Source organism: Serratia sp. CY27727, assembly GCF_052169275.1.
Lineage (GTDB): Bacteria > Pseudomonadota > Gammaproteobacteria > Enterobacterales > Enterobacteriaceae > Serratia > Serratia sarumanii.
On sequence record NZ_JBJNLB010000003.1, the window covers coordinates 336531 to 359177 of the forward strand.

A 22647-nucleotide genomic window follows, 5' to 3' on the forward strand; every position below is an offset into this window, starting at 1 on the left:
GTATCGCTCCTTTAAACAATGCCGGTCAGGTAGAACACGCCGATCACGAACAGCACCGCGGCGCTCTTGATCAGGGTGATGGCGAAGATGCCGCCATAGGCCTGCCGGTGGCTGAGGCCAGTGATCGCCAGCAGGGTGATCACCGCGCCGTTGTGCGGCAAGGTGTCCATGCCGCCGCTGGCCATCGAGGCCACCCGGTGCAGCACTTCCAGCGGGATATGCGCGGCGTGGGCGGCGGCAACGAAATTATCGGCCATCGCCGCCAGCGCGATGCTCATGCCGCCGGAGGCCGACCCGGTGATGCCGGCCAGCAGGGTGACGCTGATCGCTTCGTTCAGCAGCGGATTGGGGATCGCCGACAGCGCCTGCGACAGCACCAAAAAGCCCGGCAGCGCGGCGATCACCGCGCCGAAGCCGTATTCGGAGGCGGTGTTCATCGCCGCCAGAATTGCCCCGCCGACCGCCGTCTTGCTACCTTCCGCCAGCCGGCCGCGAATATTGCGAAAGCCGAACGCCACCACCAGCAGAATACCCGACACCAGCGCCGCTTCCACCGCCCAGATGGCGGTGATCTTCGCCACGTCGGTGGCGATCGGCTTGGCCAGCCCCGGCAGCGTCAGCTCGTGGCTGGCGCCGTACCACTGCGGGATCCAATGGGTGAAGCCAAGGTTGAATACCCCGACCAAAATCAACGGCAGGATGGCGATCAGCGGGTTCGGCAGGTTGATGTCGTCCGGGGTTTCCGGCTCGTTCAACAGATCGGTGCCGTACCCTTCTCCCTTCAGCTGCGCCTTGCGCCGCTGGCGTTCAAGATACAGCAGACCGACCGCGATGATGAACAGCGAGCCGATCAGCCCCAGCCAGGGCGCGGCCCAGGCATTGGTGCCGAAGAAGCTGGTCGGGATGATGTTTTGGATCTGCGGCGTGCCCGGCAGGGCGTCCATGGTGAAGGAGAAAGCACCGAGCGCCACGGTGGCCGGGATCAGCCGCTTGGGGATACCGCTCTGGCGGAACAGCTCGGCGGCGAACGGATAGACCGCGAACGCCACCACGAACAGCGACACCCCGCCGTAGGTCAGCAGCGCGCACACCAGCACGATCACCGGAATGGCGTGACGCCGGCCGAGAATGCGGATCGCCGCCGCGACGATCGAACGGGAGAAGCCGGACAGCTCGATCAGCTTGCCGAACACCGCCCCCAGCAGGAACACAGGGAAGTAGAGCTTCACGAAGCCGACCATCTTCTCCATAAACAGCCCGGTGAAGGTCGGCGCCACCGCGCCGGGATCGGTCAACAGCACCGCGCCCAGCGCGGCGATCGGGGCGAACAAAATCACGCTGTAGCCGCGGTAGGCGGCCAGCATCAGTAATCCCAGTGCTGCCAGGGCAATCAAAACGCTCATCGGTCACCTCTTTCCCCTGCGTCTTTCGTGCCGCAGCGTTGTTGCCTGCGTGCGTTCTCCCCAGTCACTTACTTAAGTAAGCGCCTGGGAATTCACGCGCTTGCCGCCTGGCTGCAACCCGAAATCCATTGGGGTGGTTGTTGTTATTGTCAGGTACGGAGTGCGAAATTACGGTTTCAGCGCAAAGCGCAGCTGATGCGCCCGTCGCCGTTGAATGCGTTCCCTGCGTGCGTCATCCCAAAGATAAAATCCCCGGCCGCTGCGCTGGCCGGTATCGCCGCGCTGCAGCCGCTGTTCCACCAGCGCCATCATCTCGTCGCCGGTCGCCAGTTCCGGGAACAGGTGGTGGGCGATGTCCGCCACCGTCGGCAGCCCGGTCATGTCGGCGGCCTCCAGCGGGCCGACCATCGCGTAGCGCCGCCCGAGCGAAGCGCGCATCACCTGATCCACCACCTCGGCGCTGGCGATGCCGCTGTGGACGATGTGCAGCGCCTCTCGCAGCACCGCAAACTGCAGCCGGTTGCCGACAAACCCCGGCGCGGCGCGCGCCAGCAGCACCGCCTCCAGCGCCATCCCGCCGAGCAGCGCCTGCACCGCCGCCAGATGGCGCGGATCGGTGGCGCGGCCGGGCACGATCTCCACCAGCGGGATCAGGTGCGGCGGGTGCCAGAAGTGGGCGATCAGCAGGCGCTGCGGGTGGGTCATGCGCGCCGCCAGCTCGTCCGGCGGCAGGCCGCTGGTGTTGCTGGCAATCACCGCGTCGTCGGCGATCAGCCCTTCCAACTGCTCATACAGCGCGTGCTTCAGCTCGAGTCGTTCCGGGATCGCCTCAATAAGCAGCCGGGCGCGCGCCACGTCGTTCAGATCGCCGGTCACGCGCAGCCGCGCCAGCGCCGCGTCGCGCTCATCGTTATCAAACTGCCCGACGTCGCTCAGCTCGGCCAGAATGCCGCTCGCCACCGCCGGCGCTTCCGCCAGGCGCTGCGGATCCGGGTCGTACAGCAGCACCTCATGGCCGTGGCGAATAAAGTGGGTGGCGATGCCCACCCCCATCAATCCGGCGCCCAGTACCGCATAGTCAGATGACTGCATCGTGCCCTCCTCGGTTGTTTACGGGCGCTCTACCGCCAGCGCCACGCCCTGCCCGCCGCCGATGCACAGCATCGCCAGCCCCTTGTTCACCCTGCGGCGCTGCATTTCGTACAGCAGCGACACCAAAATGCGGCAGCCGGACGCGCCGATCGGATGCCCCAGCGCGATCGCCCCGCCGTTGACGTTGACCCGCTCCGCCTCCCAGCCCAGTTCTTTGCCCACCGCCAGCGCCTGCGCGGCGAAGGCTTCGTTGGCTTCGATCAGATCGACCTCCTCCAGCCGCCAGCCGGCTTTCTCCAGGCAGCGGCGCGCGGCCGACGCCGGGCCGATGCCCATGATCGCCGGATCGACGCCCGACGAGGCGTAACCGGCGATGCGCGCCAGCACCGGCAAACGCAATTCAGCGGCTTTTTCCGCGCTCATCAGCAACACCACGGCGGCGCCGTCGTTGAGCGAAGAGGCGTTGCCGGCGGTCACCGTGCCCTCCTTGCGAAACGCCGGGCGCAGCCGCGCCAGCGCCTCCAGGCTGGTGTCGCGCGGCTGCTCGTCGTGCTTAACAAGCAGCGCCTCGCCCTTCGGCTTCGGCACCGTCACCGGCGTGATCTCCTGCGCGAAACGCCCGGCCTGCTGCGCCGCCTGCGCCTTCTGCTGCGAGCGCAGCGCAAAGCTGTCCTGCTCGGCACGGCTGATGGCGTATTTCTCCGCCAGGTTCTCGGCGGTGATGCCCATGTGGTAGTCGTTGAACGCGTCCCACAGGCCATCGTGGATCACGCTGTCCACCATCTGCGCGTGGCCGAGGCGCAGACCGGCGCGCGCGCCGGCCATCAGGTAAGGCGACTGGCTCATGCTCTCCTGGCCGCCGGCGATCACCGCGTCGGCGTCGCCGCTGCGGATCGCCTGCACCGCCAGATGCACCGCCTTCAAACCAGAGCCGCACACCTTATTGATGGTCAGCGCCGGCGTCGTAACGGGCAGCCCGGCATTCAGCGCGGTCTGGCGCGCCGGATTCTGCCCGCAGCCGGCGGTCAGCACCTGGCCGAGGATCACTTCATCAATTTGCTGCGGCGCCACCCCGCTTTGCGCCAGCAGCCCTTGCACCGCCGCCGTGCCCAATTCCACCGCCGTCAACGGCGCCAACGCGCCGTGAAAACTGCCGACCGGCGTACGCGTCGCCGCCACGATCACCACTTCACGTTGTTGCACATTCACCTCCGTCTCAGAAACGCATTTCAGGCACTTGATCCGGCACGATCAGCCGGCCGGCGGTTTTGGCGACAATCTCCGCCACGCTGACGCCGGGCGCGCGTTCGCGCAGCACGAAGGCGCCGTCTTCAATTTCCAGGTAGGCCAGATCGGTCAATACCTTGCGGATGCAGCGGGCGCCGGTCAGCGGCAGCGTGCAGCGCGGCAGCAGCTTGGACTCGCCGCTCTTCGAGGCGTGGGTCATCACCACGATGATGTTCTCCGCCCCCGCCACCAGATCCATCGCGCCGCCCATACCCTTGACCATCTTGCCGGGGATCATCCACGAGGCGATGTTGCCCTCGACGTCCACTTCAAACGCCCCCAGCACGGTCAGATCGACGTGGCCGCCGCGGATCATGGCGAACGACTGCGCCGAATCGAAGATCGACGCGCCGAGGCGCGCGGTGACCGTCTGCTTGCCGGCGTTGATCATGTCGGCGTCCAGCTGCTGCTCGGTCGGGAACTCGCCCATCCCCAGCAGGCCGTTTTCCGACTGCAGCATCACGTCCATGCCCGCCGGCACGTAGTTGGCCACCAGCGTCGGGATGCCGATGCCCAGGTTGACGTAGTAACCATCCCTCAGCTCTTGCGCCACGCGCTGCGCCATTTGTTCACGGGTAAGCATGCGAATTCTCCTTATGCCCGCAGGGTGCGTTGTTCGATACGCTTCTCGAAGGTGCCCTGGATCAGCCGATCGACGTAGATGCCGGGGGTGTGGATCGCCGCCGGATCCAGCTCGCCCGGCGCGACGATCTCTTCCACTTCCACCACCGTGATACGCCCGGCGGTCGCCATCAGCGGATTGAAGTTCTGTGCGGTGTGGCGGTAGATGACATTGCCGAAGTAATCGGCCTTCCAGCCTTTAACGATGGCGAAATCGCCGGTGATGGCGGTTTCCATGATGTAAGGGCGGCCGTTGAACTCGCGCACCTCTTTGCCTTCGGCGATCGGCGTGCCGTAACCGGTGGCGGTGAAGAACGCCGGGATACCGGCGCCGCCGGCGCGGATCTTCTCCGCCAGCGTGCCCTGCGGCGTGAGATCCACCTCCAGCTCGCCGCTGAGCGCCTGCTGCTCGAACAGCGCGTTTTCGCCGACGTAAGATCCCACCACCTTGCGGATCTGATGGGTTTCCAGCAGCCGCCCGAGGCCGAACCCGTCGACGCCGCAGTTGTTGGAGACCACCGTCAACCCGCGCACGCCGCGCCGGCGGATCTCTTCGATCAGATTTTCCGGGATGCCGCACAGGCCAAAGCCGCCCGCCAGCACCGTCATGTTGTCCGTCAGGCCTGCCAGCGCTTCCTGGTAGCTGCCGACGCGTTTGTCGAGCCCTGCCATATCGTTGCCCCTGCATGTTGCGGCGCAGGGCGAAATGCCCTGGCTTGCGTGAGGGCATCTTCAGGTCACAAAAATGATTTGTTAATTTTGTTTTTATGCCGCATTCATTTAGAATTTTTATTAATCACACGTTAACCGACAATTAACAAAGAGTTAACGCCAACCAAAATGAAAATGAGCATCAAACAGTTACGCGCGTTTTTAGCGGTAGCTCACACTCTGAACTTCGCCCAGGCCAGCGAGCGGCTGAATATTTCTCAGCCGGCGCTCAGCCTGGCGATCCGTGGGCTGGAAGACGCGCTGGGCGGGCCGCTGCTGCTGCGCACCACCCGCCGGGTGACGCTGACGCCGGAGGGGGAAACCTTCTTTCCGATGGCGCGCCAGCTGCTGGCGGACTGGGACAACGCAGAAGAGGCAATGCGCCAGCGCTTCACCCTGCAGATGGGCAAGGTGGCGATCGCCGCCATGCCGTCGTTCGCCGGCAACCCGCTGCCGCCGATCCTCAAGGCATTTCGCGATCGTTACGCCGGCATCAACGTGGCGGTGCACGACGTCATCAACGAGCAGGTGTTTGAAATGATCCGCGAAGGGCGGGTAGAGATGGGCATCGCCTTCGAGCCGGAGCCGAGCGACACCCTGCACTTCACCCCGCTGTGCCGCGATCGCTTTCTGGCGGTGGTGCCGAAGGATTCGGCGCTGGCGCGCAAGGCGCAGGTAAGCTGGAAGGAGCTGCTGACGCTGGATTTCATCACCCTGCAGCGGCCATCGGCGGTGCGGCTGCTGCTGGAACAGGAACTGGCCCGCAGCGGGCGAACGCTGGAGGTGGCGTTTGAAAGCCACCAGCTGGTGACGGTCGGGCGCATGGTGGCCAACGGCCTCGGCGCCAGCGCGGTGCCGGCGCTGTGCGAGCAACAGATGGATGAGCTGGGGGCGGTCTGCGTGCCGCTGATCGGCCCGATCATCGAACGCCGCGTGGGCCTGATCCGCCTGGCGCAGCACCAACTCTCTTCCGCCGCGCAGGCGCTGGCGACCGTGATCGAACGGGAAATGGCGGAGAGTGGCGCGCAGCCCGCGCTTAGACCGTAAACCCGACGTGCTTGCCGCCCGGCAGCTCAACGTCCAGGCGCAGCGTGCCGCCCATCGCTTCCACGTAGCGTTTCAGGGTCGAAATCTTCAGCTCGTTGCCGCGCCCTTCGATGGCCGCGACCGAAGGCTGGGAAATGCCCAGCGTTTTCGCCAGTTCCTGTTGGGAAATATTCAGCGCTTCCCGCAGCTGGTGCAGGTGCGCTTCAAACAGCATCTCTTCGGCCATTTCCTCGATGCGCCGGCGGCTCTCCGGGGTGCGGGAGGCCAGCAGTTGCTTTAAGGTGCTCATGGGTTACTCCTTGAAATAACACATCAAATATTGGGTGAACTGCGCATCCGCGATGGGCAGCATCACTTTATAAAACCGCTTCTCATTACCCGTTTTGTCGCCCGCACACAGCACAATCGCCTGCCGCGCCGGATCGAAGGCGAAAAAAGCGCGAATCGGCCGCCCTTTGTGCTGAATACGCAGCTCTTTCATGTTGGGATGCAACGAACCTTTCAGCACGTCGACAAAAGGCCGCCGGAGAGAAGGCCCGGCACGCTCGAGCATCACCAGCGCGGCCAACACCTTTTCCTGCGTCGATTCATCCTGCTCACAGAGCCACCGATCAAACTCTTCCGTTGTCATTATCGTCCACATGGCATCTCCTGATTATAGAGTACAATCTATGGCAAGACGATAGACCGGAATATATAATTTTCTCCACACCGCCGTTGGCGTTTTGCCTGGCAACTCGCAAAAGAAACCGATAAGACACCATTCAGCAATTCAATCGAAAAGAGGAAAGGAGTGGCAGATTTAGCGAAATACCGCTGTTTTCAGATGATTCTCCGATCGAGAGCGTGAGCCAGAACCTGTTACCACCCTGTAGAAAATGTTAAGTTTTGTAGCGCGGCGAAAAATTTCGGACTGATTTGCAATAAAAATCGGACTGCCTAAACCATGAAAAACACATGATTGTGGACAGTCCGAAATACTATGCAAATACAGATAGGGCTTTAAGGCAGGATAACGCCACGCGGTGCCATAATAGCCCGCACCTTTGTAAACAGGTCTGTGATTGTGGCATCAGACAGAACGCCTTCATACGCAGCCCATACCCCAATTTTCCCCTTGATGCCGACGTTATGAGGTGACTGATAGCCACCGCCAATGATGAGTGAGTTCAACGCCGGGCGGCGGCCAGTGATTTCACCCGTCAATTTACCCATATTAGAGCCGCGAGTAAGTGTGACAGTTGTTGCGCTAACGGTCTCAGCAAACATCTCCCACGCTGGCATGATCACGCTGGTTGTGACACCGGCAGTCGGAACAGCTCCAACGTTCACAGCAACAGCACCTGTCGTCGTAACAGCCATGCGGCTACCGGTGAAAGGAGACGCAGCCTCGGCCAGACTTGAATGCACTTGTGCGGACGCTGTCGGGATATCCGCCCTGAACGCGGTGATGATGGTGAATTCTTCTGGCTCAATCAACGAGGTGTTCGCTTGATGACCGACAACGCCATCTAAAACCAGCCCCTCACCGTCGAACGTCAGCCCGGAGAGGCTCAGCGGGATACCAAATTTACTTTTATCGGTCGCACTCTTCATCTCATAAATACGCAGTGCTGACGCCAGATTTAATGTCGAGCCGGTGTTGCTGATCGGCAAATTCGGGTTGTTAAAATCATCGATTACTTGAAACTGCAACATGATGTTGTTCCTCTAATCAGCTTAAATAAATCTTTTGGATTGGCAGATAGTTATGCAATGGATACGGAATACCGTATTCATTCAGCAATGTGGTGGTCTCCGGGTCGGAGTCGTGGATGGTTGTACGTACCCCTGTCTCGCGACCAAAGAACCATGATGCATAGCGTGGGCCGCTGCCTGGGTTGCTGATTTCTCCGCGATTCTCGGGTGTCCAGGCGAACGCAACAAAAGCACCGCTGCCGATAGTCGATTCAGACGATATCTTGAGGTTTGTTCCCCCAACAATTTCAACAGCGGCGATAGCCAGGCGACCGGTATCGTCGTGCAGTTCGACGCCATGATTGCCGTCGGCCAGCTCAGAGACCAGCGTGGCATCAATGACGAAGGGCGGGTGGTAGGTGAATAGCTTCACCAGAGCCGTCGTATCATTGATTTTTGTGGCGCTGATCGCGTGAACAGGCAAATACTTCTCCCCGTTGGGCTTTTCTGCCGTCCGTGTCCGAATGCGATGGCGAATGGTCTTCGCCGCATATAACCCCTGAATCCGATAACCGTGATTATTGTGATGGACGTTACCCTGGCCGGATATATGGTTCCCCGGCAGCCCCATGTAGGTTGGCCCCCACATATCGATGTTCGGATGTGTCAGCGCCAATTCCAGCTGAGCCAGGGCAATCATTTCCGGTGGATTTTCCGGTGTGCCAACATAATAACCGTGTGACGATGTTTGGTAGGTCAGCATGACCAAATTAGTACCCGATGAACGCAGTTGCGCTGTGTCGGCGTCAAAGTCGGCATGGAGCTGGGTCTGCATGGACTTATAGCTGGCTGCGGGGGTGCCATTGGCCATATTTGTTTCCCCCTGCATGAACAGCATAAAATCTTGGCTGTATTCAATGCCGCTTAATTTCGCCTGTTGAGCAGTGAAGTTAAACTGTGAAACGGCTTGCGCGTAATTACCCGTTCCTTTCATCAGACCTTCAATGTTGATGCCGTTCACACCTGCCGCATTGAAGATGAGTTGGCGGTCATACATGCCGCCTGAGTGCGCCACAAAGCCATGAGCCAGACCGGACGCAATGGTTTCACCGCTGGTGTCTGTCACCGATTCTTTCAATGGCACCAGCGATGACGGGTTTTTACCGTTGCTACGCACGCCGGTATTAAACATCAGCGCATTAGAAACCGGTGTATTTAAAACAGGAATACCGAACGCGCCATTAGATAATGACTGGCCATAAATAAATAGGTGTATTAATTCCGCAAACAGCATAAATGAATCTTTCGAATTTAACCCATTCGTTGATTCCGTATTACTGAAAATCACCCCGTTACCATCGATGCCCCCCGCAACACGCTGGAATGAGTCAACGATTTCAACCAGGTTATCTCCCTCAGTAACAGATACCCGCATCCCGTTTACTTCGATAAATCCGGTTTTGCCAATGCCAAATGCGACACGGTCGCGAGCATCGCGGAAGAGCACACAATAATCACTGTCCGCTGGTAATTCTGTCACAGGAACGCCGGAAATATTCATACCGGCATTCGCTTCAAAACGGCCATTCTTGGCGATACCTACGGCCCGGCGGAGCAGCTTATCAACAAACTCGATAGCGTAATCCGGATCGCTTTCTGTCAATATCCCCGCATCCATCAGCAGGCGTTCCATAGCGGATTGCGACGCGATTTCTGCAATACGGATCGCCGATGTACCATTGTTTTGATAGACGACCTCTTTAGGGCCAGTTGGTTCATCAAACAGTACGCGGAACGTTTGGCCTGGTGTGGTCAGTGTCAACCCCGTTTCAATCCCGGTTGGGTCTTCGGCCGTTGGAAAGACCGACACGGCGATCATCTTTCCGTCCGGGAGCTTTTTACCTGTAGGCACCAACGTGCCATTCTGGTTGATATACTCCTCAACCCAGGCAGAGGAATTCTCAGAACGAATGGACACCTTGGCATTCAGGGGAATTTTACCAGCGTTCAGGGCAATCACGGCATCAGCATAAGAGCTAAACGGCAACTCGCCAGATTTAATCAGCGCGTTGTATGCTTCCAACTGGTCTTTTAGGAATACGGTTCGGTTTGCCAGTTGCTCGGCTTGAATATTATCAGGGCCACCTTGGCCACCTAATACAGGTGTGTCCTTCTCAAGCTGATAAATTGAGGGTTCCCATTTGTTTTGTTCTGGCAGTGAGCTGGCCATGATTTTAACCTCTATGTGTATATGCGCCATTATGGGTAATGGCTCCGTTGTGAGTTATCCCGCTTAACCGTTTAAACATAACGACACGGCCTAAACGGCCTAATAACGGGTCTTCACCTTTCGAAAAGTCATAAAGAATATCGGCGCTGGTTTCCAGCCCGCTCAGGTCAGAGTCCTTGCTTAATAACGCCATCTTGGATATAGGGTCAAATTTCACCCGGTATATCTCGATTAAAATTGGGCTGTTATTTTCAGCAAGATTTATACCCTCATAACGCAACGCAAATTCTTCACCCTGGTGTGTGAGAATGGGTAACGTCTCATTGCCTAAATGTTCATAATCGACAACCACTGGCTGATTCACCGGTGTAGTGAGCCAGACAATAACTCCCCACAATTTATCGACAATATAATTTACCCCCTCAGTTAGCCCATTGATTCTCACGCCCCAGACTTGTTGATTACTCAAGCTGATGCGATCGCCAGCCACAATCCCCGTCGGCAGTGTATCTTGCGCAAACAGGTTAGGAGAGCGTGAAACATGATCCCCTGCCAGCAAAATATCTAGATTATCGGATGCATACTCATGCCAGGTTGACGTAACTTTTCCGCTAACGGCTGAAATATAACGCTGCATTGTAACGAGCTGGCCGCCTGCCGAACCTTTGGTTTTTTTCTCGTCAAACTCCAGCTCTAAATCCAGCGCTGAAACATCACCGACCCATCGCCACGATAAAGCCTGGCCCGCCGTATTCCGGCGAGCCAGGTAAAGTTTCCCTTGACCGTAATAAAAATCACTCATTGGTTACCGCCTTATGCCGCAGGTTCTTCCGGTTGCGGCTCCGGCTCCGGAGTAGGTTCAACATAGTGGCCTGTTGGTAATGTGATGATCCAATTGCTCAGCGATGCAATATCGCCGCGCCTGGCTTCTATACTGACCGTGTGAACCCAATTTAATGGGGAGGTCGCGGACGAATACGGCAGCGTCAATGTTGCTTCAACGGTATTTGTCGTCCAAACAATATCCCCGGTATCAGGGCGAACGAGTGTAATTACATAAACCACCCCCGACTCTGGGCCAATACTGCTATCAAGATAATCAATTAACCGGTCAGCTTGTAATTGCCTGTCACGGTGAGACCAGGTTAAAATATATTCCGCTGCCGGTTCTGCAACGAGGGGATAAGGTTCGTCATTTAAACGAATATTTGCCGGCAAATAGGGTTTTGCCTGGCGAGCCTGTAGCGTCAAGTGGTTAACAGGTGCAGCGCCGGCAGCGAGTGTTTCTTGTGCCGTTCTTGTCAGCAAACGAACGTCTATCGTTTCTCCCTCCAGATATTCCAACCCATCACTTTCAATCGCATCCTGGAAGAAACGCAGCCGCGCGCCGGCCAGATGGCCAGCCGGCAACGTATCGGCACAGCCACGCCCGACGGTCAACGTCCCGGTCGCCAGATCGGCGGCATCGATACGAACAATCTCATCACCGATAATCGCCCCGGCACCCACTGCCGGCAGCGTGGTTAATGACGCCTTAAAGGTGGTATCAAAGCGACCTGCAGGCTGTGTGAGCGTGACGGCCGGCGTCCAATCGCCGTTAAGATTACCGCGCCAGTTCACGCCGTCGGCGCGCGTCTGCAGCAGGTAGTTGATGGAGGCGCTGCTGGGCGCACTGGCCATCACGCCCAGGTAACCGGCCTCCGGGGGAATGGCCGCCAGCTCCGCCGGCCCGACGGTGGCAGCCAGGACGATATAGGGCAGTTCAATGAGCTGGCTATCAGTAACGGGGCGTGCCGTCTTGTCCGGCGGTGACCAGGTGCTGCCTTGCTCGCCGCTGCTGTACGACGTGCTCGGCATCCCGAACACATCCTGAATGGCCGTCACCTTCAACTCACCGGTGTCCTGTTCTTCAATCTTGCCAACACGCATCACCATGTTGCCGATGTTGCGCTCTGGCAAGCTGATGCGAAAAACGCCGGCCGGCGTCAGCACACCACCGCGTCGGTCGAAATTGATAATTAGTCGGGTCAACCCGGCCGCACGGGTTTCGAGGTCACGTTGCGCCAACCTCGCGCCCAGCGCGTGGGTCGGCACGGCTTTGTATTCGACGCTCTCTGATATCAACCCCACGTTCTGGATCGCCCCCAGGTTCTGCGCGCGCACTTCGCCTTCGCTGTTGGTCACCGGGTCGCGGTACGTCACCACAATTTCATTCGGGGCCGCATCGGCACTGGTGCTGTCGTCGTCCTGCACGCCCACGATGCCGTTGTCGTAGGTAAACAGCGGCAAGGTATTGGGGTCGTAGTCATCACGCAGCAGCTTGAGCGTCAGTTTGCCCGTGCTCAGGTCACCGTATTGAGCTGCGCCGATATGATCCAGGACTTGCTGCACAAACGTATTGAGGTCGTCCTGGCGGTTGTAGCGAAAACAGAGGCCAAACCCTTCCTCATAGAGCCGGTCTGCCGCGATGCGATAGCTGTCAATGTCCAGGTCGCCCAGCACCAGCCCGCGTCCCCAGTCACGATTGAGGGCGCACTCAACAAGGATGTGCGCCGGGTTCATGGCATGGATCGCACGCAGGTTGGCAATCTGTTCAGCGGTCAGGTCGGCCTCGTCATCAAGCTGCCCCTCGGTGTTCTGCAGCAAAATAAGCGCCTTCTCCGGATACCACACCGGCCCATCCCAGCCTTGCGTACTGCGGCGAACGCGGTACGACCATGGCTTAGGCGAGGCGCTGTAGCAGCTGACCAACCCGCTAAAGAAGGTGGTCACCAACCCCCGAAAACCCGGCACTAACCCCGTGAGCAACGTCAATAATGAGGGAGACGGCACTTGGTCAGGGCCGCCCATCATCACCTCAAGGGTTCCCTGGATACCGCCTTCACCGCCGGTGTCTTCACCCCCGAACAGATTAGGCTTGTCGATGTACAGCGACGTGTTGCCGGCAACCTGGCCGTGCGTACCGGCAAACACCGTTTTTTTATCGGCGCTGATGGCCACAATCTCATTAACCGGGCCACGGCCAATCCCGGCCTGGATATCCCAGGAATACTTGTAGCCTACCGTGACCTTTTTCGACCCCTTGCCACCGCCGCCCATCAGTTAGCCTCCGGCTCAGATTTGGCCTGTGCCAGGCGCACAATATTGATAGCCAGCGCATCCCCGGTGCCGGCCAGCAGCTCGGCATCGATACCGCCATCGCGAATGAAGGCTTTAAGGTCTAGCCCATAGCGGGCAAAGAAGGCGCGCAGACCAGGCGCACAACCGCCGCCGGCGCGGATATCTTCCATCGTGATCAACATGGCATTCCCCTTATTTCTTAATGGCTTCATAGCGGTAATTGCCATAGGCAAGAACAAACCAGTCCTCGCTCCAGCAATCGCCAAAGAAGATGCATTGCGGCGTGCCTTCGGTCGGCTGAGGCAGGTTCCAGTCATCTTCCGTCGCCGCTTCCGGCGTGTTGTTCTTCTGACGCGGAGCCAACGCCGTATTCAGCACATAGGACGCCACAATTACCGCAACGAATTTCGCAACAGCCCACCACATACGCGTTTCCTCAAAACAGTTTGATTATCTGATACGGCGACTTGCCCGGCATATGGGGTTGTCCGCCGTAGTTCAGGACGTTGTTAAACTTGTCGTTACAGGTCGTGATGGTGCGATCGCATCCCGGAAAAACCGCCACCACCTGGCCAACGCTTAGCCCGGCCGAGCCGCCGAACAGGCCCAGCACGTTGCCACTCTGCGCGCGCAGTCCACGCCGTTCTGTCACGCCATCCGCCAGCCATTCCAGATAGCCGCCGGAAAACCAACCGTCGGGCGAGCCGGCCGGCAGATTGACGGTGATACTCACGCCATCGAGCGCGCTGATAACCAGGCCGCCGACGCCAAAAGCCGCCGGCGATACCTTGCAATTGTGGTCATACAGCGAATACGGACAGGCGCGCCCCCAAGTCAGGCGCAGGCCGCTGCGAGTAAAGGTGCTGGCCAGACTGGCGGTGACAAGCCGGGTGCGGTCTATTGCCTCGCGCTTGACCTCGGTAATGGAGCCGATCCAGACCGTGCGGAACTCGCCCTGGCTGTCGCCGACGTGCCAGCGATGAATGCGAACGCGCACCGGCTGGGACGGTGGCAGGCCGCGAAAGAGCATGGCCACCGGGTTGGTCGTCGGCAGCGTAATGTCCATGCTGTCGCCGGCACCAACGCTCAGACCGCCATCACTGATCGCCTGTTGCTGCCAGACGGCACCGGCGGCGGTGATATCCTGATCGGCGTTGGTGTAGCGGAAAAACTGCGTATCGCCCCGCACGAACTCATAGAGCGTGACCGGCTGGCCGTTTGCGGTGGAATACTCAAAATCACTCCAGCTCATCGCGTAGCCCTCGGAATGTGGTTGATACCTGGGCAAACCCGTCCGCATCGGTCGTGTGTTCCCAGGTGATGTCGTCAGTGTTCTGGCGGCAAAGCGCCATCAATGACACGTGGCTGATGGAATCCGCCGGCGGAACGTCACCGTCCAGGGCTAGCAGCTCGTAATCACTCAGGCGCGTGGCGGTGAGGATACGGCGGTAAACGCGGGTGCCATCGACCAACTGCAGACGCAGATCACGCCGGCCAGGCACCACACCAAACTCACTAAAACCGGCAACCGCCACAACCAGCGCATTGCCGACAGTCCGCACAGGGATGAAGTCCTGCGCCTGGCTTGCGACCCAAATCGCACGCTGGCGACCGCGCAGGTAATAGAGCTGGCCGCGCAACTTTGCCTGGGCCTGGCGACCGATTTCAGACCACACATGCTGCTGCATGATGAAGGCACGGCTGGCAGTGTCGGTGCGGTAGGGAATGCCCACCTCGTTGTCCAGCTCCAAGAGCTGGCGCTGATACTCGGCCGTCAGGTCATCAACCCAATCAGCGTCTTGTTCAAGCACGGGATGCCCGCGATAGATGGCGGTATTCATCGCCGGCGCAAACGGGTTATGTGCCGCCAGGCGAAAGCGCAGTTGCAGACGCATCAGGCTGTCACTGTGACGGGTGATTGCCGGCGTATCGGTCAAGACGGCCGGTCGTAGCGGATAAACCCATGCGCCGGCTGGCCACGCGCCTAACGGGGCCGTAACGGTGACGCTGCCGGCATCGATGCTCTGGATCTGCGCGACGGCCTGGTTGGCCAACATCCCGAAACCCTGTTTAAGCAGCAGGTTATCGCCCACGACAAAATCACGGCCGGCCGCTGGCAGCGCGATAACCTGGCTGCCGGCCGCGATGGGGGCCGACAAAACCGCAACGTCCGGAAACACCGGCATATCCCAGGTGACGCCGCCGGCATGAAAAAGCTGGGTCTCCAACGCGCGGGCGTCGGCATTGCCGGCAAGCACGGTAAACTCATACAGCCGGCGCGGCGACAGACGTCGGGCAATGCGCTGTTCTGCCCCGGACGGGGAGATCAGGACGTCCGTTTTCCAGGACAGGGTTTCACTGACACCCTCGGCCCAATCAGGCTCCATCAACCACGGGAGACGAACGGTCATCAATTCCCCCCCAGAAGTTGCTTGAGCGTCGCGGTATTGGCCTTGACCCAGGTCATCATGACGCGGTTGCCTGGCGCGCTTTTCACAGCTCTGTCCAGCATCTCGTTTGGATCGAGCACCAGGTACTGCTGCAGGTTGGTCGTACCGCCACCGGCACCTGATGCACCCGGTGCATCAGGATTAACGGATTGATTCACCCCGGCCGCGCGGCTAAAACCGGGGTCGGAGACCAGCCCGCCATCGGCGAACGCGCCGAGCCGACCCTGGTTAACCGCGTGCATGAAGTCCACGCCATAGCGCTGTACAGCGGCGGTTTTCATGACAAACTCGCCGTTTGACAAGCGAGCCGCGATGCTGTCGGAGGTGCCGGTGCCGGGGCCGGTGATCTGGCCGCCGGTCGCGGCCGCCACGCTGGCAGCCGCACCCAGGCCGGAGGACGCGCTGCCGGCGGCGCTGGCGGACGCAATGGCCGAGGCCAGTGTGGCAGCACCGGTCGTGAATGCCGTCGTCAACGCCGTGGTGAGTGCTGTGATGCCGGTGGTCAGTGCCGTAGTGAACCCGCCCGTCAGCGCCGTGCTGCCAGCAGTGATTGAGGTGCCCATTGCGGTGGCTCCCGCTGTGGAGGCGGTGGTGATGGCCGTCGCGTAGGTGGTCGCACCGGCGGCATCGGTCGCGGTATCGGTGGCCGCATTAACAGCTGTGCCGGCGGCACTGCCGGCCGTACTGGCCCCGAGACCCAGCAGCCCCTTGAGGCTGTCGGTCACGCTGCCAAGACCCTCCATCGCCATGCCGGCCAGGTTGCGTGATGCGACTTGTGCCATGGCATTGGCGACCGATTTAGCCAGGTTTAACACCGCGTCACTGAGGTTTAGGGTGCCATCGGCCAGCCCGTTGAGCGTGCTCTCCATGCCATCCTGCAGCCCGTCTTTAAACGCGGCCGTCAGGTCGTCCGTGGTGGATTTCAGCGTTATCAGCTCGTTTTCCAGGTTGGCCAGCAGGTCGCGCATCTGCTCGCCGGCTTCGCCAGGCAATGCCGCCATTTCGCGCAGCTGCGGCAGGCTCTCGGTGATTTTGCTGCCGACTTCCTGATGCAATGCGACCAGTTGCCGGCGGCCCTGCAGTTCTGAGATGAGGCCCGCTTGCACCTGCGCCTGGATGCTGCTCTCTTTCTGGCTGCGGTAGGTCTGCAGGTCGTCCAGGCTCTTTTTGAGCGCATCGGCGCGCACCTTGGCTTCCTGCACCGGCAGCAACTTGTCCAGCCAGGCCAGCCCCTCGGTGTTGCCGGTCTGGGTGAATTCCTTGCGCATCTCGGCGATGTTGGCCCGCACTTCCGCCAGGCCGCCGCCGAGCACGTCGCCGGTGGCTTTCAGATATTGCGCCTGTAGCTGGGCATTTTTGGTGGCGTTGGCGTCCGATTTCTCTTTCTGCTCGCCGGCAGCGATAACCGCCAGTGCCGCTTCGGCCCGTGCTTTCAGCGCCCCGGACAGGCCTTTTTCCGCCAGCTCGTAAGCCGCGACCTGCGATTTGGTCTTGCCGACGGCAAAGGCCTGTTTCTCCAGCCCCTTGACGTAGGTCTCATTGGCCGAGGCGGCCGACTTGGCCGAACGCGCAGCCGCGTCTGAGTTCTTCTTGTTCTCCTTGGCCTGGTCGGTCTGCTTCTGCAGGTTGACCAGCTTTTCCAGGCTTTCGCGCAGCTTATCGATATCTTCCGGTGCCTTGCCGGCCGCTAGCGCCGCCGCAATGGTTTTGTCTCGCAGTTGCTCCAACTGCTGGGCGGCCGTGTAGGTCGCATCGGCCAGCTCTTTCTCCAGCTTCGGCCGCAGCTTGTCAGCTTCGGCGCTCAGCGCGGTAAAGGACGCCTCGCTTTGCGCCATCTGCGCCACGGCCTCATCCATCCAGCGAATGGGGCCGGCGTTCTGCAGATCGGTCAACACATCACGCAGCGTCTTGCCGCTGGCAGTCGGCGCATCCATCGCGCGCGCCAGGCGGTTTTCCAGCTCGTCGGACAGCTTGTCTTGCACGTCGCTGAGGTTGTCGAACTTCGGCGTCAGCGCATCGATTTGCTTTTGCACCTCGGCCAGCTTGTCAGTCAGGTAAACGATGCCGATCCCGCTCGGGGCCGGGCTGCTCAGCAGGCCGTCAATCTGCTGCTTAAGCGATGCCGCCTGGCTCTGCAGGTCGCTGAGTTTCTTGCTGTCCTGGGTGAGCACATCGGCGTTGGTGCGCTGCTGCGTCAGCGCATCGCCCGTGCTGACCGAATCTTTCAGGCGGCCCTGGGCGCTTATCAGCGCCTCGGTTTTCTGGCGCTGGTCTTCCAGGGTCTGGATGGTCTGCTGGTGCTGCTGCGCCAGCGCGGCTTCATGCTCCTGGTTGGCCGCATAGGCCGCGCTCAGGCCGCCGACAGCCAGCGTCACGCCGGTGATGGCCAGCCCCATCGGGCCACCCAGCAACCCCATCAATCCTGTCCCCAGGCGACCAAAGGTCGATGCAGAGGCACGGGCAACGCCCAGTGCTTTCTCTGCAGCGGTCTGGCGAACCAGCGAAGCGGTCACTAGGTCTTCCGCTTTGGCGCGCGCACCTGGTGCGGTGATGCCGGAGACTTTCGCGCGGGCGGCCTGCGCCTGCGCAGCAGCCACGGCGGCTTTGGCTTCGGCATATTCCGCCTCGGCAAGCTGCAGCGTCTCGATGCGGTCGGCACGCGCGGCCGTGGTCGCTGCAACCAGCGCGGCGACCTTACGGCCGCCCATCACCACCGCCAGGGCAATGGCGGCAGTGGTCAACGTGGACATGTTGCTGGCCAGTCCGGAAATGACGGCTGCAATCGCCTTGGATGCGCCCAGCGCATCGTTGGTGCCGCCGACGAACTCGACCCAGGCGTTGGCCATTTCCGTGGCGGCACGGCCGATGGTCAGCGGCATCTGCGCAAACTCGCGGTCAACATCGCCGGCACCGTCTTTCAGCGCCTTGAAGACCACCTGTGTGGTAAGCATCCCTTGCTCGGCCATCGCGCGCAGTTCGCCACGGGTTTTGCCCAGGGATTTCTCCAGCATTTCCATGATGCGCGGCATCTGCTCGGACACCGAGTTGAATTCTTCCCCGCGTAACGTGCCAGATGCCAACCCCTGGCTAAGTTGGATGATGGCGTTCGTGGATTCTTCGGCTGTCGCACCGGAGACGATCGCCGCTTTGTTGATGGCGCTGGTCACCTGCAGCAGTTCGGTCTGGGTCGCACTGCCTTTAAGCGAGCGGGCCATACGGGTATAGAGTTCGGCGGTCGAGGCGATGCGTTGACCGGTTTCATTTGCCACACCGATTACCGATTTAAAGGTCGTGGCCGCCTGTTCGTTGGACGTGGAGACCAGGCGAATACGCGCCGCCAGGTTGGTGTATTCATCAGACGTGCTGGCCAGGTTGGCTATCAGACCGCCGCCAAGCGCAATGCCGATGGCCGCCGCCAGCGGCTTGAGCCGGGTCAACTGGTTGCTCAGGCCATCAACGTTAGCGGCGGTTTTATCGAGCTTTCGGTTGGCGCTGTCGGCAGCACCACCGACACGATCGAGACCGGACGCCGCCGAGCCGCCGGCACTGCCCAGCCGGGTGCCGCTTTGGCTGGCGCTGTCCAGGGAGGACTGCAGTTGCTTAAGGGAGGCCTGGGCGCTTTTTAAATCCGCCTGAATACGCAGGCGCAATTCCAGGTTGCCGTTTCCGCTTGCCATGCTTGATCACCGTCGGTATGAGTAAAACCCCGCCGGTCAGCGGGGTGGAAGGAGGGAAATTAACGCCGTTTTAAAGCCTGTTTGAACTTGTCGATATACCCCTTTAACGTCTTTCCCCCCGCGAAACTGGCGCTGCCGTCAAGGGTGTGGTGCATTCGCTCCGTCAGCTCGCGCTTGAGTGCCTGCTCATGAAACAGCTTCAACTGGCGGGCGGTGTAGTGTCTGAGTTCGCCGAATCGGTGACCGTGGTCGATGAGACAGCTGAAGACCTCTCCCCAGGGGGCGGGTTTTGCAGCTGCTGCACCAGCCTGGTGAGTGCCGGGCGAATGGCGTTGCGGGTAAAAAAAGCCGCGTTGACGCCCCACCAAATCAACAGCAGCCTTTCGCTGTCTTCCCCAGTCAGACCGGCGACCCATTCGACGCTGCGGCCACAGGAGACCGCTACCGCCTGCAGCACCGCATCCCAGTTCGCCCCGAGTACGTCGTACAGCTCATCAATCGACACCTCGGCATCCGGCTTGGCGTTCATCGCATCCATGAACCCTTCACTGATTGCCTTGAGCGGTTGACGGTGCTGCAGCTGCTCGGCCAGCGTGTACTCATGCACCGTGACCTGGACGCCGCAGATAGTCAGCGTCCGGTCAGGTATCAGGATGTTCAGCTCATCCGTCATCAGACGCTCCCGACGTGGATCACGCGGCCGTATCGGCCAAACTGGGCATCATCCGGCCGTTCAGTGTCCAACAGCACGGTCGCGGTGGTTTCCAGCCCAGGCAACGAGGTATCAGTATTGATGAGGCTCAACGCCGACGCCGGGTCGTATTGCACGCGGTACAGCTCAACGACGACGGCCGCGCCGTTCTCTGCCAGGTTGATCCCCTCGTAACGCAGGAACAATTCATCGGGCGTTTGGGTGAATACCGAAGTGTTAACGCTGCTGGCGTGCGTATAGTTGACGCTAAGCGGCTGCGTCGCCGGCGTGGTCAGGAACTCCAGTGCGCCAAACTTGGCGTCGAGCTTGTAATCCGTTCCCTCGACCAAATCAGCAATCGTCACGGCACTGACGTTCTGATGATTCAGCGTGACGCGGTCGCCGGCCTGAATCCCTGCCGGCAGCGCTTCGCCGGTGATGGTGCCGGCCGGGACGGCCACTTTCTCGCCGTACAGCAGAATGGCCAGGTTATCCGGCGAATGCTCATACCAGGTGGCGGTGACCGTGCCATCCTTGCCGGTGCTGATGCGGCGCACGGGCGCACGCTGGCCCGTATAGGACTCTTTGTGAGTGAAGGAGTCCGTGGTGAGCGCAATCTGCAGCTCGCCCACGTCGCCAATCCAGCGCAGCGATACCGCCTGGCCCTGCGCATTGCGACGGCCGAGGAACACCTTGCCCTGGCCGTAGTAGTAAGTTTCTGCGCTCATTGTTCCTGTTCCTCGGTCGGTGAGTCGGCGGAGCCGGTCTCGGTTTTGGTTTTGCGGTTCACGCCCGCTTTTTTCGCGCCGGCGTGCTCAATCAGCCACTGCGCCGTTGCGTCGTCCACTTCCATCTCAGTGCCGGCAGCAAGCGCCACGCCCTGATGGGTGTGCGGGCCGGTCAGTACAATTCGCCTGGTCATCGATAGCCTCCAATCGCGGCGGGAACGTCCACCTGAAACACCAGGGGGTAATAGCCATAGCCGGACTCGTACTGTGCCGGCAGGCTCTGATTGCTCCTGGCCAGCGGCCGGGTAACCCCTTCGAGCGGTGACCACCCAGCCAGGGCCTCGACGGTTTTCAACATCAGCGGGCCGGCTTCGCTGCTGATATCTGCGCCGAGGCCGCGACCGTCGGCGAAATACACGCAGACCACCACGGCCCAGAGCTGCGTCACGAACTGCAGCCGGCGCTGGCTGCCACCTGTCGCAGCCGTTGAGGTGTTAACGGTATCGCCCAGGTACATCACATACGCCATCGGACAAACCGGGTTGTCATCGTTCATCTGAGACAGCCCGGCGACGCCGGTCACTTCGACAAACTCCGGTACGGCATCACGCAGCCGGCCAATCAGCAGCGGCTCGCAAAAGAGATAGTCGGTTACCACAGGCCATCCCTCCGGAACATGTTGCGCCCTGGCACAAACACCACGCTGTCGTCTGGCTCCAGCACCTCGCCGGCCTTGTCCAGCCCCAGCGATAACCGGCCAGACGCTACTTTTTCGAGCTGGCGTATGCGCTGGTTGTAACGTGTGGTCACCGGTGAATCGTCCCTGGGGTTCTGATACAGGTAATAGCGGGTGATATCGCTGGCGATACGCCGCAGCGTGTCCGGCACGCTGGGGAGAGGCAGCAGGCCGCGCCCCTCCAGGTACATGTTGATTTCGGCGTCCGCATCCGCAATCGCCTTCTCCACCACGGCCGGGTCAATTTGCCCCGTTGCCGGCCGGGCGCGGTCGGAGATGCGGATGATTTCCTGCTCGCCGAAGTCGTCCACCAGGTCAGCCTGCGTGCAGTACCCCATGATTACTCCTCAGCCGGCGCAATCCGCTTTATGCGCAAGAACGGATCTGCAGCCAGTGCTTTGAGCTGCTCAGCGCTAAACAGCGAAAAATCGTAGGGTTTTGGCTCGGAGGTGAACTCAACACCGGCCCGGAAACGCCGCCCGCTCGGTGAGCGCACCACCTGGACGGTGAACCAATGGGGTTTTGTGTCCGTGTTGACCTCTGGTTTTTTCACCGAAGAGCGGATTAAATCGAGCAGAATATTTTGACCCTCAGCGGTGTTGATCAGGCCAGATAACCCTGTATTGGCAGTATCGACAGTAATCAGAGCATCACCTGCAGCAGAACCCACGCCGTTTTCGGAGCCGTCGCCGGCAGCGGAACCTGCGCCGCTCTCGGTGTCGTCACCTGCAGTGGAACCTGCGCCGCTCTCGGTGTCGTCACCTGCAGTGGAACCCGCGCCGTTCTCGGTGCCGTCACCTGCAGCGGAGCCTGCGCCGTTCTCGGTGCCATCACCTGCAGTGGAACCCGCGCCGTTCTCGGTGCCGTCACCTGCAGTGGAACCCGCGCCGTTCTCGGTGCCGTCACCTGCAGTGGAACCCGCGCCGTTCTCGGTGCCGTCACCTGCAGTGGAACCCGCGCCGTTCTCGGTGCCGTCACCTGCAGCGGAGCCTGCGCCGTTCTCGGTGCCGTCACCTGCAGTGGAACCCGCGCCGTTCTCGGTGCCATCGCCTGCAGCGGAGCCTGCGCCGTTCTCGGTGCCGTCACCTGGCTTTTTTTTATCGTCCTTGACGTATTTTTCTTCCGCTTTCTTTTTTGTTGGGGTAGCCATAACAACATTCTCCCGCTACGCCCCGTA

23 protein-coding genes are annotated in these 22647 nt (G+C 60.5%); 1 reads left to right on the forward strand and 22 read right to left on the reverse strand.

Features of this window, described 5'->3' with window-relative positions; translation table 11 throughout:
* Nucleotides 1–11: 11 nt before the first annotated feature.
* From ACJ8HB_RS11170 to ACJ8HB_RS11190, 5 genes are all read right to left on the reverse strand, one after another.
* Nucleotides 12–1403 (reverse strand): GntP family permease, encoded by a 1392-nt coding sequence (locus tag ACJ8HB_RS11170; protein WP_041037758.1) that lies wholly within the window; start codon nucleotides 1401–1403, stop codon nucleotides 12–14.
* Between the two features lie 168 nt (nucleotides 1404–1571).
* On the reverse strand, nucleotides 1572–2495 hold the full coding sequence (locus ACJ8HB_RS11175) for a 3-hydroxyacyl-CoA dehydrogenase family protein (protein ID WP_047569489.1): 924 nt from the start codon (nucleotides 2493–2495) through the stop codon (nucleotides 1572–1574).
* A gap of 18 nt (nucleotides 2496–2513) precedes the next feature.
* The gene (locus ACJ8HB_RS11180; protein WP_047569491.1) at nucleotides 2514–3698 is read right to left on the reverse strand and encodes an acetyl-CoA C-acetyltransferase; all 1185 of its coding nucleotides are present in this window, start codon (nucleotides 3696–3698) and stop codon (nucleotides 2514–2516) included.
* Between the two features lie 13 nt (nucleotides 3699–3711).
* Complete coding sequence (locus tag ACJ8HB_RS11185) at nucleotides 3712–4365, reverse strand: CoA transferase subunit B (RefSeq protein ID WP_041037752.1); 654 nt, start codon at nucleotides 4363–4365, stop codon at nucleotides 3712–3714.
* A gap of 11 nt (nucleotides 4366–4376) precedes the next feature.
* Nucleotides 4377–5075, reverse strand: coding sequence for a CoA transferase subunit A (locus tag ACJ8HB_RS11190; RefSeq protein ID WP_033648567.1), 699 nt, complete (start codon nucleotides 5073–5075; stop codon nucleotides 4377–4379).
* Nucleotides 5076–5243: 168 nt separating this feature from the next.
* On the opposite strand from ACJ8HB_RS11190, the gene ACJ8HB_RS11195 reads away from it, so the two are divergent.
* Nucleotides 5244–6161 (forward strand): LysR family transcriptional regulator, encoded by a 918-nt coding sequence (locus ACJ8HB_RS11195; RefSeq protein ID WP_033636930.1) that lies wholly within the window; start codon nucleotides 5244–5246, stop codon nucleotides 6159–6161.
* Here ACJ8HB_RS11195 and ACJ8HB_RS11200 read toward each other — a convergent pair.
* The 17 genes from ACJ8HB_RS11200 to ACJ8HB_RS11280 form a co-directional block, all read right to left on the reverse strand.
* Nucleotides 6151–6450 (reverse strand): helix-turn-helix domain-containing protein, encoded by a 300-nt coding sequence (locus ACJ8HB_RS11200; RefSeq protein ID WP_019453270.1) that lies wholly within the window; start codon nucleotides 6448–6450, stop codon nucleotides 6151–6153. The genes ACJ8HB_RS11195 and ACJ8HB_RS11200 overlap by 11 nt on opposite strands.
* Nucleotides 6451–6453: 3 nt before the next feature.
* On the reverse strand, nucleotides 6454–6804 hold the full coding sequence (locus tag ACJ8HB_RS11205) for a type II toxin-antitoxin system RelE/ParE family toxin (RefSeq protein ID WP_047569495.1): 351 nt from the start codon (nucleotides 6802–6804) through the stop codon (nucleotides 6454–6456).
* Between the two features lie 359 nt (nucleotides 6805–7163).
* Nucleotides 7164–7859 carry a hypothetical protein gene (locus ACJ8HB_RS11210; RefSeq protein ID WP_094859829.1) on the reverse strand — a complete coding sequence of 232 codons (696 nt, stop codon included), beginning with the start codon at nucleotides 7857–7859 and terminating at the stop codon, nucleotides 7164–7166.
* Nucleotides 7860–7875: 16 nt separating this feature from the next.
* Nucleotides 7876–10068: a hypothetical protein gene (locus ACJ8HB_RS11215; RefSeq protein WP_141240906.1), complete on the reverse strand. Its 2193-nt coding sequence runs from the start codon at nucleotides 10066–10068 to the stop codon at nucleotides 7876–7878.
* A gap of 4 nt (nucleotides 10069–10072) precedes the next feature.
* Nucleotides 10073–10870, reverse strand: coding sequence for a hypothetical protein (locus ACJ8HB_RS11220; protein WP_094859831.1), 798 nt, complete (start codon nucleotides 10868–10870; stop codon nucleotides 10073–10075).
* 11 nt (nucleotides 10871–10881) lie between these two features.
* Nucleotides 10882–13167 (reverse strand): hypothetical protein, encoded by a 2286-nt coding sequence (locus ACJ8HB_RS11225; protein ID WP_094859832.1) that lies wholly within the window; start codon nucleotides 13165–13167, stop codon nucleotides 10882–10884.
* On the reverse strand, nucleotides 13167–13370 hold the full coding sequence (locus tag ACJ8HB_RS11230; RefSeq protein ID WP_094859833.1) for a hypothetical protein: 204 nt from the start codon (nucleotides 13368–13370) through the stop codon (nucleotides 13167–13169). Before ACJ8HB_RS11230 ends, ACJ8HB_RS11225 begins: the two co-directional genes overlap by 1 nt.
* A 10-nt stretch (nucleotides 13371–13380) precedes the next feature.
* Nucleotides 13381–13614, reverse strand: coding sequence for a hypothetical protein (locus tag ACJ8HB_RS11235; RefSeq protein WP_094859834.1), 234 nt, complete (start codon nucleotides 13612–13614; stop codon nucleotides 13381–13383).
* A 10-nt stretch (nucleotides 13615–13624) separates the two neighbouring features.
* Complete coding sequence (locus ACJ8HB_RS11240) at nucleotides 13625–14440, reverse strand: phage BR0599 family protein (RefSeq protein ID WP_094859835.1); 816 nt, start codon at nucleotides 14438–14440, stop codon at nucleotides 13625–13627.
* Nucleotides 14427–15599, reverse strand: coding sequence for a hypothetical protein (locus ACJ8HB_RS11245; protein WP_094887868.1), 1173 nt, complete (start codon nucleotides 15597–15599; stop codon nucleotides 14427–14429). The genes ACJ8HB_RS11240 and ACJ8HB_RS11245 overlap by 14 nt, the downstream gene beginning before the upstream one ends.
* Nucleotides 15599–19315: a tape measure protein gene (locus ACJ8HB_RS11250; protein WP_094859837.1), complete on the reverse strand. Its 3717-nt coding sequence runs from the start codon at nucleotides 19313–19315 to the stop codon at nucleotides 15599–15601. Before ACJ8HB_RS11250 ends, ACJ8HB_RS11245 begins: the two co-directional genes overlap by 1 nt.
* 199 nt (nucleotides 19316–19514) lie before the next feature.
* Nucleotides 19515–19988: a DUF6631 family protein gene (locus ACJ8HB_RS11255; RefSeq protein ID WP_141240907.1), complete on the reverse strand. Its 474-nt coding sequence runs from the start codon at nucleotides 19986–19988 to the stop codon at nucleotides 19515–19517.
* A complete protein-coding gene (locus ACJ8HB_RS11260; RefSeq protein ID WP_094859838.1) occupies nucleotides 19988–20734 on the reverse strand; it encodes a hypothetical protein in 747 nt (248 codons plus the stop codon). Before ACJ8HB_RS11260 ends, ACJ8HB_RS11255 begins: the two co-directional genes overlap by 1 nt.
* Nucleotides 20731–20928, reverse strand: coding sequence for a DUF7210 family protein (locus ACJ8HB_RS11265; RefSeq protein WP_060417720.1), 198 nt, complete (start codon nucleotides 20926–20928; stop codon nucleotides 20731–20733). The genes ACJ8HB_RS11260 and ACJ8HB_RS11265 overlap by 4 nt, the downstream gene beginning before the upstream one ends.
* Nucleotides 20925–21392 (reverse strand): phage tail terminator protein, encoded by a 468-nt coding sequence (locus ACJ8HB_RS11270; RefSeq protein ID WP_094859839.1) that lies wholly within the window; start codon nucleotides 21390–21392, stop codon nucleotides 20925–20927. The genes ACJ8HB_RS11265 and ACJ8HB_RS11270 overlap by 4 nt, the downstream gene beginning before the upstream one ends.
* Nucleotides 21386–21808 carry a gp436 family protein gene (locus ACJ8HB_RS11275; RefSeq protein WP_060446215.1) on the reverse strand — a complete coding sequence of 141 codons (423 nt, stop codon included), beginning with the start codon at nucleotides 21806–21808 and terminating at the stop codon, nucleotides 21386–21388. The genes ACJ8HB_RS11270 and ACJ8HB_RS11275 overlap by 7 nt, the downstream gene beginning before the upstream one ends.
* Before the next feature lie 2 nt (nucleotides 21809–21810).
* Nucleotides 21811–22620: a hypothetical protein gene (locus ACJ8HB_RS11280; protein WP_094887869.1), complete on the reverse strand. Its 810-nt coding sequence runs from the start codon at nucleotides 22618–22620 to the stop codon at nucleotides 21811–21813.
* Nucleotides 22621–22647: the final 27 nt, after the last annotated feature.